General features: G+C 42.3%; 13 protein-coding genes. 3 read left to right on the forward strand and 10 right to left on the reverse strand.

The window, feature by feature from the left end:
- Window positions 1-72: 72 nt before the first annotated feature.
- The 4 genes from glmM to rlmE form a co-directional block, all read right to left on the reverse strand.
- Window positions 73-1,410 carry a phosphoglucosamine mutase gene (gene glmM / locus PR809_RS10055; protein ID WP_166264004.1) on the reverse strand — a complete coding sequence of 446 codons (1,338 nt, stop codon included), beginning with the start codon at window positions 1,408-1,410 and terminating at the stop codon, window positions 73-75.
- A gap of 4 nt (window positions 1,411-1,414) precedes the next feature.
- On the reverse strand, window positions 1,415-2,251 hold the full coding sequence (gene folP, locus PR809_RS10060; RefSeq protein WP_102138211.1) for a dihydropteroate synthase: 837 nt from the start codon (window positions 2,249-2,251) through the stop codon (window positions 1,415-1,417).
- 66 nt (window positions 2,252-2,317) lie between these two features.
- Window positions 2,318-4,324 (reverse strand): ATP-dependent zinc metalloprotease FtsH, encoded by a 2,007-nt coding sequence (gene ftsH, locus PR809_RS10065; RefSeq protein ID WP_102138212.1) that lies wholly within the window; start codon window positions 4,322-4,324, stop codon window positions 2,318-2,320.
- A 57-nt stretch (window positions 4,325-4,381) separates the two neighbouring features.
- A complete protein-coding gene (gene rlmE, locus PR809_RS10070) occupies window positions 4,382-5,011 on the reverse strand; it encodes a 23S rRNA (uridine(2552)-2'-O)-methyltransferase RlmE (protein ID WP_102138213.1) in 630 nt (209 codons plus the stop codon).
- A gap of 135 nt (window positions 5,012-5,146) precedes the next feature.
- On the opposite strand from rlmE, the gene yhbY reads away from it, so the two are divergent.
- Window positions 5,147-5,440 (forward strand): ribosome assembly RNA-binding protein YhbY, encoded by a 294-nt coding sequence (gene yhbY / locus PR809_RS10075; protein WP_004905914.1) that lies wholly within the window; start codon window positions 5,147-5,149, stop codon window positions 5,438-5,440.
- A gap of 118 nt (window positions 5,441-5,558) precedes the next feature.
- Here the strand turns inward: yhbY and greA are convergent, their stop codons facing one another.
- The gene (gene greA / locus PR809_RS10080) at window positions 5,559-6,035 is read right to left on the reverse strand and encodes a transcription elongation factor GreA (RefSeq protein WP_004905916.1); all 477 of its coding nucleotides are present in this window, start codon (window positions 6,033-6,035) and stop codon (window positions 5,559-5,561) included.
- 244 nt (window positions 6,036-6,279) lie between these two features.
- Between greA and dacB the strand changes: the two genes are divergently transcribed.
- Complete coding sequence (gene dacB / locus PR809_RS10085; RefSeq protein ID WP_102138214.1) at window positions 6,280-7,728, forward strand: serine-type D-Ala-D-Ala carboxypeptidase; 1,449 nt, start codon at window positions 6,280-6,282, stop codon at window positions 7,726-7,728.
- 76 nt (window positions 7,729-7,804) lie between these two features.
- Here the strand turns inward: dacB and cgtA are convergent, their stop codons facing one another.
- The 3 genes from cgtA to rplU all read right to left on the reverse strand — a co-directional run bounded on the left by cgtA (window position 7,805) and on the right by rplU (window position 9,731).
- Window positions 7,805-8,980 carry an Obg family GTPase CgtA gene (cgtA, locus tag PR809_RS10090; RefSeq protein WP_102138215.1) on the reverse strand — a complete coding sequence of 392 codons (1,176 nt, stop codon included), beginning with the start codon at window positions 8,978-8,980 and terminating at the stop codon, window positions 7,805-7,807.
- Window positions 8,981-9,145: 165 nt separating this feature from the next.
- Entirely contained in the window at window positions 9,146-9,403 is a 258-nt protein-coding gene (gene rpmA / locus PR809_RS10095; protein WP_004905922.1) for a 50S ribosomal protein L27, read from the reverse strand.
- 19 nt (window positions 9,404-9,422) lie between these two features.
- Window positions 9,423-9,731: a 50S ribosomal protein L21 gene (gene rplU / locus PR809_RS10100; protein WP_102138216.1), complete on the reverse strand. Its 309-nt coding sequence runs from the start codon at window positions 9,729-9,731 to the stop codon at window positions 9,423-9,425.
- Between the two features lie 334 nt (window positions 9,732-10,065).
- Here rplU and ispB point away from each other — a divergent pair, with 334 nt between their 5' ends.
- Window positions 10,066-11,037, forward strand: coding sequence for an octaprenyl diphosphate synthase (gene ispB / locus PR809_RS10105; RefSeq protein ID WP_102138217.1), 972 nt, complete (start codon window positions 10,066-10,068; stop codon window positions 11,035-11,037).
- Window positions 11,038-11,077: 40 nt separating this feature from the next.
- Here the strand turns inward: ispB and PR809_RS10110 are convergent, their stop codons facing one another.
- Window positions 11,078-11,440 (reverse strand): DNA-binding protein, encoded by a 363-nt coding sequence (locus PR809_RS10110; protein ID WP_102138218.1) that lies wholly within the window; start codon window positions 11,438-11,440, stop codon window positions 11,078-11,080.
- Between the two features lie 133 nt (window positions 11,441-11,573).
- Window positions 11,574-11,921 (reverse strand): DNA-binding protein, encoded by a 348-nt coding sequence (locus PR809_RS10115; RefSeq protein WP_166263998.1) that lies wholly within the window; start codon window positions 11,919-11,921, stop codon window positions 11,574-11,576.
- Window positions 11,922-12,419 lie beyond the last annotated feature (498 nt).

Raw genomic sequence — 12,419 nt, forward strand, 5'->3', positions numbered from 1 at the left:
TGACTCCATTTGATTATTTGCAGAAAAAAACAACAAATCATCAAAATATTGCTCAGCTTCACCAATAACAACTTAGCCAGCTGCTTTTACGGCATCAGCAATGCGGTTTGCCATTGCAGTCACATCAGCTTCGTTTTCACCTTCAACCATGACACGGATTAACGGTTCTGTTCCTGATTTTCTCAGTAACACACGGCCTTTTCCTGCCAATTGTTTTTCAACTTCTTCGTTCGCAGCAACTACCGCATCACTCTGTAGTGGATCGTGTTGGCCTTTGAAACGAACATTAACTAGCACTTGAGGCAATAATTTCATACCACTACATAAGTCGTGTAGGCTCATGTGGTTACGTACCATTGCACTTAATACTTGCAAGCCCGCTACAATCCCGTCACCGGTAGTCGTTTTATCTAATAAAATCACGTGACCTGAGTTTTCAGCCCCCATGCGCCAGCCTTTTTCCTGTAATTTTTCGAGCACATAGCGGTCGCCCACTTTTGCACGCTCAAAAGGGATCCCTAGCTGTTTTAGGGCGATTTCTAACCCCATGTTACTCATCAAGGTTCCGATAACGCCACCTTTAAGCTGACCTTGGCGTAGCGCTTCGCGAGCAATAATAAAGAGAATTTGGTCACCATCAACTTTTTCACCGAGGTGGTCGACCATAATAATACGGTCACCGTCACCATCAAATGCTAAACCGACGTGGGCTTTTTCTTCTAATACTTTTTGTTGTAGCTGACGAACATCCGTTGCACCACATTCTTCATTGATGTTGATCCCGTTCGGATCGCAACCAATAGTGATGACTTCAGCCCCTAATTCACGAAACACATTTGGTGCGATGTGATAAGTAGCCCCGTTAGCACAGTCAATGACGATTTTTAAGCTAGACAGGCTTTGTTCGCTTGGGAACGTTCCTTTACAGAACTCAATATAACGGCCTGCAGCATCGACTATGCGGTTTGCACGACCTAACTCTGCTGACTCAACGCAGGTAATCGGCTTTTCCATTTCAGCTTCAATGGCTTCTTCTACTTCATCAGGCAGCTTAGTTCCATCAATTGAGAAGAATTTGATCCCATTATCATAATAAGGGTTATGAGATGCGGAAATCACAATCCCCGCTTCTGCACGGAAAGTGCGTGTTAAATAAGCGACTGCAGGGGTTGGCATTGGGCCTGTGAAAGATGCAGATAGACCTGCAGCTGCTAAACCTGCTTCTAAAGAGGATTCCAACATATAGCCAGAAATGCGCGTATCTTTACCAATAATAATTTTACGTGAGCCATGACGTGCAAGGACTTTCCCTGCCGCCCAACCTAATTTTAAAACAAAATCAGGGGTAATTGGGCTATCGCCCACTTTGCCACGAATACCATCAGTACCAAAATATTTACGGTCGCTCATACGCTTATTTTTCCTTTTCTGACAGAGTCATCTGTACCACTTGCATCGCTTGCACGGTTTCTTTGACATCATGAACTCGAATGATGTGTGCCCCTTGCATCGCAGCAATCACTGCACAAGTTAGGCTGCCTGCGAGGCGTTCTTGTGGTGGAACATTCAATAATTGTCCAATCATAGATTTACGTGACATCCCTGCCAATAGCGGTAGTCCGAAATTATGAAATTGTTCTAAGTTTGCCAATAACTGGTAATTATGCGACAAGTTTTTGCCAAAGCCAAAGCCTGGATCAAGGATAATTTGCTGTCTATCAATCCCGGCCGTCACGCATCGGGTGATTTCAGCGTTAAGATAGTCTTTTACTTCACGCACCACGTTTTCATAATTCGGTGCTTCTTGCATCGTTCTTGGCTGACCTTGCATATGCATAATACACACGGGTAAACCTGTTTTCGCAGCGACTTCTAATGCATCCGGCTCATGAAGCGAGCGAATATCATTGATGATATGCATACCTGCATTTGCAGCTTCTGCCATAACTTGTGCTTTAGATGTATCGACTGAAACCCACACATCAAAACGTTGCGCTATCGCTTCAACCACAGGGATAACTCTATCAAGTTCCTCATTCACAGAGACTTCGGCAGCGCCAGGACGGGTTGATTCACCTCCGATATCAATGATAGCCGCACCGTGTTGAACCATTTTGGCCACATGTTCAAGCGCATCCTGATAACGATTATGAGTGCCACCATCTGAAAATGAATCAGGAGTAACATTCAAAATCCCCATCACCTTAGGTGTTGATAAGTCAAGGACACTGCCTCTCGCTTTGATCTGCATTGTTATTTTTCCTTAACGAAAAAAACCCCAGCGAACTGGGGTCTTCGTATTTTATTTCACGACCGCTTATTGTGGCTTGCTGTCGTTATTGTCTGATGGGTTTGATTCATCAGCATTATTACTATTATCTGTATGACTATTATCTGTCTTACTTGGTTCTTCAGTACTGTTTTTCGGTTCTTCAGATTGAGGTTTTTCAGCTGCGTTTGCTGCACCTTTACCAAATGTACCTGTCACATTACTGACTTTTTTGTCTTCATCCCAACCTGCAGGCTCACGAACTGGACGACGATTCATTAAATCATCAATCATTGGCATATCGATAGTTTCATATTTCAGCAATGCATCTTTCGTTGCATGCAGAATATCGATATTGTCTTCCAGTGTTTTGTAAGCCAGTTGGTAGCAATGGTCTAAAATTTTCTTAATTTCTTCATCAACAATACGTGCTGTTTCATCAGAAATTCCAGAACCATTACCTGAAGAACGACCTAAGAACGCAGGACCTTCTTCTTTCGAGTATTGCATTGGACCTAAACGGTCTGAGAAGCCCCATTGCGTTACCATGTTACGTGCAGTATTGGTTGCGAACTGAATATCGGAAGAAGCCCCTGTAGTGACTTTTTCACGACCATAAATCAACTCTTCCGCAATACGACCCGCATAAGCTGTCGCAATCATACCTTCGAGTTTCAAGCGGCTACGGCTAACTTCATCACCTTCAGGTAAGAAGAATGCCACCCCCAGCGCTTGGCCACGTGGAACAATTGTAACCTTGTGAACAGGGTCATGCTCTGGCATTAAATGACCGATAATCATATGACCACCTTCATGGTAAGCCGTTGATTCTTTTTGCTCTTCGGTCATCATCAGAGAACGACGCTCTGCACCCATCCAAATTTTGTCACGCGCTTTTTCGAATTCGACCATGGAAACGACACGCATATTTGCACGTGCTGCAAATAATGCGGCTTCGTTAACCAAGTTTGCCAATTCAGCACCCGAGAAACCCGGAGTTGCACGTGCAAGAATGAAAGTATCCACGCTTGGGTCGATAGGTACACGACGCATATGCACTTTCAGAATTTGTTCACGGCCACGAACGTCTGGTAAGCCAACGACTACCTGACGGTCAAAGCGACCTGGACGTAATAAGGCAGGGTCAAGTACGTCAGCACGGTTAGTTGCTGCGATAACAATAATACCCTCGTTACCTTCGAAACCGTCCATCTCAACCAGCATTTGGTTCAGTGTTTGCTCACGCTCATCGTGACCACCACCAAGACCTGCACCACGTTGACGACCTACCGCATCGATCTCATCAATAAAGATGATACAAGGCGCTGCTTTTTTCGCTTGTTCGAACATGTCACGAACACGAGAAGCACCCACCCCCACAAACATTTCCACAAAGTCAGAACCGGAAATGGTAAAGAATGGCACTTTTGCCTCACCAGCGATAGCTTTTGCCAGTAATGTTTTACCTGTTCCTGGAGGCCCTACCATCAGGACGCCTTTTGGAATTTTACCGCCAAGTTTTTGGAAACGAGCAGGTTCACGCAGAAACTCTACGATTTCGCCCACTTCTTCTTTGGCTTCATCACACCCAGCAACGTCTGCAAATGTTGTTTTGATCTGATCTTCTGTCAGCATGCGGGCTTTACTTTTGCCAAATGACATTGCCCCCTTGCCGCCACCGCCTTGCATCTGGCGCATGAAGAAAATCCAGACACCAATCAACAGAAGCATTGGGAACCAGGAAATAAAAATAGATGTCAGTAAGCTTGGTTCTTCTGGTGGTTCACCAACAACCGTCACATGCTTATTCAGCATAGTGTCTAACAGCTTCTCATCCTGCATAGGAAGATAAGTTGTATAGCGGCTATTATCAGCCTTTCTGACGTTCAGTTCACGACCGGTGATACGAACTTCACGTACCTGATCCTGGGCTAACTCATTGATAAACGTTGAATAATCAACTCTGCGACTATTCGAATCGCTTGGGCCAAAACTCTGGAACAAGGACATCAGAACAACTGCGATGACTAACCAGAGAATCAGGTTTTTCGCCATGTCACTCAAGGGATTAACCTCATATTACAACTGTGTTAACAAATAACGCTCAGGGTACTATAGTTTTAGCCCTGTCGCTACAATGTATACTTCACGCGATCGTGCCCGCGAAGATTCAGGTTTACGAACTTTTACTTTCGTAAACAGGGAGCGGATATCCCTAAGGTAATCGTCAAAGCCTTCTCCCTGAAACACTTTAACAATGAAACTTCCCCCAGGTGCCAATACAGAACGGCACATATCCAATGCTAATTCAACTAGATACATAGAGCGAGGAATATCAACCGCTGGTGTCCCACTCATATTTGGCGCCATGTCAGACATGACCACCTGTACTTTTTTGTCGCCAACGCGTTCTAACAAAGCGGCGAGAACGGCTTCGTCGCGAAAATCCCCTTGCAGGAAATCAACACCAACGATTGGGTCCATCGGCAATAAGTCACAAGCAATAACCCGCCCATTATGACCTATTTGGCTAACAACGTATTGCGACCAACCACCAGGGGCTGCTCCTAAATCAACAACGGTCATACCTGGTTTAAAAATTTTATCACCTTGCTGGATTTCCTCCAGCTTAAACCATGCACGTGAGCGCAGCCCTTTTTTTTGTGCTTGCTGAACATATTTATCACTAAAATGCTCTTGCAACCAGCGACTTGAGCTTGCCGAACGTTTTTTATTGGCCATTGTGCTTTCCAACTATACTAAAAGAACTTCACCTAACTTGCTGCTTCTTTACCATCAAAAAGATATAATTGATGGTGATAGATATCAGATGGCGGTAGAATAAGCCATTTTCAATACTAACCAAGCAAAAAATCAATGAATCTTAATAAAAAACAAATTCAGCACCTAAAAAGTCTCGCTCACCATTTAAACCCTGTTGTTATGATCGGCAACAATGGTTTAACCGAAGGTGTTTTAGCTGAGATTGAACTCTCATTAGCGCATCATGAGCTTATCAAAGTCAAGATCGCAGGCGAAGACCGTGATACTAAAAATTTGATCGCTGATGCGATTGTTCGCGAAACTGGTGCAGTAAATGTACAAATCATCGGTAAAATTCTTGTTATCTACCGTCCTTCGGCAGACCGCAAAATCATTTTACCTAAATAATCCCTCATCATTTATATAAAAATGCCATTGAAAGCATGTTTTATATGGTGAAAAAGGCCGCCTGCGGCCTTTTTCTTTAAATCAGGGAAATAATATAACCAATTCAGGCAAATAGGAATCAGATATACTCAACTTTAAGAATTTCGAACTCGACATCGCCACCTGGGGTTTTAATCGAGACCGCATCATCAACTTCTTTACCCACTAAGCCACGTGCTATCGGTGAGTTCACAGAAATCAGATTGATCTTAATATCGGCTTCGTCATCACCAACAATACGATACGTTAGCTCTTCGTCAGTATCAACATTCAATACTGTTACTGTTGCGCCAAAGATAACGCGACCGTTATTAACCATTTTAGTGACATCGATCACTTGAGCGTGAGAAAGTTTACCTTCAATTTCTTGAATACGGCCCTCACAGAAACCTTGTTGCTCACGTGCTGCATGATATTCTGCATTTTCTTTTAAGTCACCGTGCTCACGCGCTTCTGCAATAGATGCAATAATTTCTGGGCGACGGACAGATTTAAGGAATTCAAGCTCTTCTCTTAGCTTATCCGCACCAAGTACCGTCATCGGGATCTGTTTCATTAATAAATACCTCGGTTCAATCCTATCTAAAAACAAGTATCTTCCTGATTTTGTAACAACAGTACACCGAACACCTGCGTAAAACGAGGGTGTTCTAGTAAAAAAACGCAATCAGACTTATGTACTCATTTATCTTATCATAATGTACGCTATTTTAACTGAGACTTAATAACGGGTCACCGTTTACTTTCTTAGGCATTACACTTTAGTATGTATTATATGTCCACCCTAATGCGTGAAATATATGTCATTATTAACTTTAACCAGAAAATGGATAATCTCTTTAGGAATAACCTTAGCCAGTGCACAAGCTCTAGCTATTCCTATTGATGAGTACAAACAATATTTACCTGATGGCACTAACCTTGCTCTGGTCGCGCAAAAAGTGGGAAGTAGCACCCCATTAATTGATTATAATGCGCAGCAAATGGCATTACCTGCAAGTACGCAAAAGGTTGTGACCGCTCTTGCCGCCCTGTTACAACTGGGGCCAGACTACCGTTTTGTCACCAATTTTGAAACTGATGCAAAACTTAGCAACAACACATTGACTGGCGATTTAGTGATCCGTTTCAGTGGTGACCCAACACTAACCCGCCAACAAATTCGTAATATGGCTAATGCATTAAAGCAGCTTGGGATCCATAAAGTTGATGGCGATCTGGTTGTTGATATTTCTGCTTTTACTAGCCATGACAAAGCACCAGGTTGGGTTTGGAATGACATGACCCAATGTTTTAGTGCACCGCCTGCTGCTGCTATTATTGACCGTAACTGTTTTTCAGTTTCTCTTTACCCCGCTGAAAAAGCAGGAGATTATGCATTCATTAAGGCGGCTAGTTTTTACCCTGTCAATATGTTCAGCGAAGTCAAAACACTAGCTAAAGGCTCCCCAGAAGCACGCTATTGCGAGCTTGACGTCGTTCCTGGCGAACTGAACCGCTACACCCTAACAGGTTGCTTAACTCAACGCAGTGAGCCCTTGCCACTTGCCTTTGCGGTGCAAAATGGAGCGAGTTACTCAGGGGCGATTGTCAAAAATGAGTTAACCACCGCGGGTATTGAGCTTACTGGCCATGTGAAAAAACGCACATTTCCAGCACCTCAATCACAGGTGTTAGTCAAAACTGAATCTAAACCACTGCATGACTTGCTAAAAGTGATGCTAAAAAAATCCGATAATATGATAGCGGATACTGTTTTTCGTACTATCGGTCGGGAATATTATGGTGTTCCAGGAACTTGGCGTTCAGGATCCGATGCGGTAAGACAAGTGCTGAAGCAAAAAGCAGGGATCGACCTTGGCAATACCGTAATGGTTGATGGATCTGGTTTGTCCCGCCATAACTTGATCACCCCAGCAACGATGATGGAAGTTTTGCAGTTTATCGCAAAAAATGATCAACAACTCGATTTTATTTCTATGCTTCCACTTGCCGGCCATGATGGCACTTTGCGTTACCGTGGTGGTTTTGATGAGGCTGGTGTAAATGGTAAAGTTTCCGCCAAAACGGGAGCACTACAAGGGGTCTATAACCTCGCTGGTTTTATCACAACCGCCAGTGGCCAACGTGTGGCTTTTGTGCAATTTATCTCTGCTTATGCGGTACCACAAAACCAGCAGCGTACTCGTCGAGTACCATTAGTACGATTTGAAAGCCGTCTGTATAAAGATCTGTATCAGAAAAACTGATCATACGCGGTTTAGACATACGTGGGTTTAGAAATGTAAAAGGCGCTTTCGCGCCTTTTTACATTTTTAAGATAAACTATTTTTGATAAATGATTTCGACACCTTCGTCGTCATCTTCATCCCAATCGTCATCCCAGTCATCATCAAAATCTTCAGTACCTGAAAGTTGTTCTTTGTGGTAGTCATCCCACATGAATTCAACTTTCTCAGGTTGCTGTGTATCTTCAGTCGTTGCCATATCACGTGGTTGAGTATTCATAAATTCCATGATATCCCAACACAGTGCTTTCACACCTTCGTGGTTAACTGCGGAAATCATATAGAATTTATCTTCCCAGCCCATTGCTTTGGCAATTTCTGCTGCGCGCTGTGCTGATCCCTCTTCACCTAAGATATCAATCTTATTGAAGACTAGCCAACGTGGTTTTGCTGCCAGTTTTTCACTGTATTTTTCTAACTCACCAATGATGATCTTCGCATTTTCGACAGGATCAGACTCATCAATAGGGCAAATATCAACCAAGTGAAGCAAGACACGACAGCGCTCTAAGTGTTTCAGGAATTGGATCCCAAGACCTGCGCCTTCAGCCGCACCTTCGATCAACCCGGGTATATCCGCAACCACAAAGCTTTGTTCGTTATCCATACGCACCACACCCAAGCTTGGGACTAAAGTGGTAAAGGGATAATCTGCAACTTTTGGTTTGGCGGCTGATACTGAACGAATAAATGTTGATTTACCCGCATTTGGCATACCAAGCATGCCCACATCAGCTAACAGCATCAACTCTAACAGTATTTCGCGAGTTTCCCCTTTTGTCCCCATTGTACGTTGACGTGGAGCACGATTTACTGAAGATTTAAAACGGGTATTTCCAAGCCCATGGAAACCGCCTTTAGCGACCATATGACGTTGTTCGTGGCGCGTCATATCACAAAGTACTTCGTTAGTCCCTAAATCGCGTACACGCGTTCCTACGGGCACTTTAACTGTGATATCTTGACCACGTTTACCTGTACATTCGCGGCTTTGGCCATTCTGGCCGCGCTCTGCACGAAAGGATTTTTCAAAACGGTAATCGATTAACGTGTTGAGGTTTTCGTCTGCTTGTAAGTAAACGTCCCCACCATCGCCACCGTCACCACCGTCCGGTCCCCCTTTAGGGATGTATTTTTCACGGCGGAAGCTGACACAACCATTGCCACCATCTCCTGCCACGACCAATATTTTGGCTTCATCTACAAATTTCATAATTCTCTCTCCGCTTCTGAGCCGCATAACGCTGGATGGCTGTTCTACTCAGAGATGGTGTATCTTTAATTCGTGTGTAGTTCATTAAAGATCAAATATCTGAATATAAAAAGCCCCGCAAAAGGTTTTTGCAGGGCTTTAATTCTGAATTAAAGGTCAGAAAACTTATTCAGCTTCGATGCTGATAAATTTACGATTGTTTGGACCTTTAACTTCAAATTTAACTTTACCGTCCGCTAATGCGAACAGAGTGTGGTCACGGCCACAACCTACGTTGTTACCTGCGTGGAACTTAGTACCACGTTGACGAACGATGATGCTACCTGCTAATACAGCTTCACCACCAAAACGTTTAACACCTAAACGTTTTGCTTCTGAGTCACGACCGTTACGAGTCGAACCACCAGCCTTTTTGTGTGCCATTAATCTGCTCTCCTAAATCTTAAGCGATGACAGTGATCTTAACATCAGTGAACCACTGACGATGACCCTGTTGTTTACGGCTATGTTTACGACGACGGAACTTGACGATTTTAACTTTTTCGCCACGACCGTGTGCAACCACTTCCGCTTTCACTTTAACGCCTTCAACGATAGGAGCACCGATTTGGATCTCATCGCCATTAGCAACCATCAGAACTTGATCAAATTCAACAGTTTCACCTGTTGCGATGTCCAGCTTTTCTAGGCGGACAGTTTGACCTTCGCTAACTCGGTGTTGTTTACCACCACTTTGGAAAACCGCGTACATATTAACTCCGCTTTCCGCGCACCCGTTAAATATTTCAATTCCAGAGTACGCTATAAAATATTCACAATAGGGCGCGAATTCTACGCAAAAAAGCATCAGAACACAAGCCAATAATGCGGTTAGATGACAAAAAATACGACTTTTTTCTCAATAACCGTTTTTGAGCATTGATTTAGCGCCTATTCACTCAATTGTTACTTATTTAAACATTTTTTGCATCACACCTGATAATCTTATAATTAATAATGTTATGCTAGAAAGATAACTGTTCTATCGGTCTCCCATTTTTTTATTTCGGGAATGAACCAAAAACTAATAATATGAATAAATTACAATGAATTTAGAATCTATTATTGAACTGACAACTGAGGATATGTCAGCGGTAAACGAAGCCATCCTCAGTCAATTGAATTCAGATGTTGCACTAATTAACCAGCTTGGTTATTACATCGTCAGTGGTGGCGGTAAAAGGATCCGGCCGATGATCGCAGTGCTTGCAGGTCGATCTTTAGGCTACTCGGGTCATAAACATACCCAAGTTGCTGCGTTGATCGAGTTCATTCATACCGCAACGCTGCTACATGATGACGTCGTTGATGAGTCCGATATGCGTCGTGGAAAACAAACTGCAAATGCTGTTTTTGGTAATGCAGCGAGTGTCCTCGTGGGTGATTTTATTTACACTAGATCATTCCAGATGATGACGGATCTCGATTCAATGCGGGTGCTAAAACTGATGTCTGAAGCGACGAATGTGATCGCTGAAGGGGAAGTTTTACAGCTGATGAACTGCAATGATCCCAATATTACTGAAGAAAACTACATGCAAGTGATCTACAGTAAAACCGCACGTCTTTTTGAAGCAGCCGCTCACGCATCTGCTATTTTAGCTAATGCAACACCGGCACAAGAAAAAGCGCTACAAGATTATGGTCGCTATATTGGTACAGCTTTTCAGTTAATTGACGATCTTCTCGATTATGATGCAGACAACGCTCAATTAGGGAAAAATACGGGTGATGATTTAGATGAAGGTAAACCTACACTTCCCCTACTTCACGCAATGCAAAATGGTAATGAAGAAGAATCCGCGTTGATCCGCCAAGCGATTGAGCAAGGCAACGGGCGCCATCTGTTAGATACGGTTCTGGCAACCATGAAACGCTGTGGTTCCCTTGAATATACCTATGCAAGAGCCCAAGAAGAAGCACAAAAAGCGATTGATGCCTTGAATGTAATTGAAGATTCAATTTATAAAGATGCATTGATCGGCTTAGCTTATATCGCAATTCAACGCCACTCTTAGTCACTAGAAAAGACAAAGCAGATCAAGAAAAGGGGAAACGTTATTTTTCCCCTTTGTCTTCTTCATCGATTTGAGCAAGCAGTGACGACAAACCGTAACGCAGGATATATTTCACTATTTTATTGCGCTCAGACTCTGTCAGTTGGTAATACGCTTCCGACCAAATTTGCAATGCATCTGTTCTTTGGCTTTGGTAAGTTACCGAAGGCTCATGCAGGCTAAGTTGCCCTTGGATTTCCCCCGGTAAGCTTTCAAAATAATACTCAACAGCTTTACCCTGTACCCCTCTTTTACGGCGGTTTTTCCAGCCTTCTCGTCTTGCCATTAGGTTAATTCCCTGAGGAGATGTCGGGAGTCCTTCTAACCCAGCTAATTCTTTGGCAGTGAACCACAATTTTTTCATTTTTCACTTCACACTTGTATTATGAAACCTGCTTTTGCAGCTTTACTAAAATGTCATCTGTTAAAAAATTTTTTTTAATTCAATATAATATTATTTTTATATATTAATTATTTACATCTTAAGTAATTGTAAATTACTTATTATTAATTAAATTAATTAGCGCTAGTGCCCCTTCGCGCATAATAAATGTCAGGATAATGTCTCGTTCATCATTGGAAAGCTGGTTATAAGCTTCCTGCCAAATAAAGGCATTATCATTTCGTTTTACTTGATAAAGTGGTGAAGTTTCGTTAGCAAACTGGCTTTCAAAAATATCGATAGGTAAAGAACTTATATGGTATTCCAAGGCTTTGCCTTGAATACCTCGTCTTTTGCGACTTACCCAGTTTTCACGCCTTGCCATGGCATTAATGCCTTGAGTTGTCATGGGAAGCCCTTGTAACCCAACCAACTCTTTTGCCGTTAGCCATTCCTTGTACATGCTGACCCTCCTAGTCATGATGACAATTCGATTTCCAGTTGTTGAAAACTATCTCTATTTTCTCAAAACTTCATTAATCTATTCGTTTTATTTATACCTATAAATAATAATATACAAATCATATTTGTTATTAGAATTCTAATTTCTTTTAATAACAGACAATTAAATAATTTACTCGCTAATAATTTAACTAATTTTATTAACTAATCTAGATATATTATGAGTACAAGTAAAAAGTAGCATTAAATATGTCATTCCTCTCCCTAACTAGAAAGAGTTAGTTTTAATAACAAAGCTTTATCCTAATTCACAGTTCTTCATTCTGACTTTCCATTTAATTTCATAAAAACCACGACAGTTTCATAAAATGAATTTTTAAGAAAAAATCAGAAATTATTTTGGGAAATTTCTGTTATTTTATTTCCAATAACTAAACGGATGTACTGACTGTACCATAATTTTCTGTTACTCGTACCACTAACTCTACATGATTCTAAG

It is taken from the genome of Providencia sp. PROV201 (assembly GCF_028479545.1).
GTDB lineage: Bacteria > Pseudomonadota > Gammaproteobacteria > Enterobacterales > Enterobacteriaceae > Providencia > Providencia huaxiensis.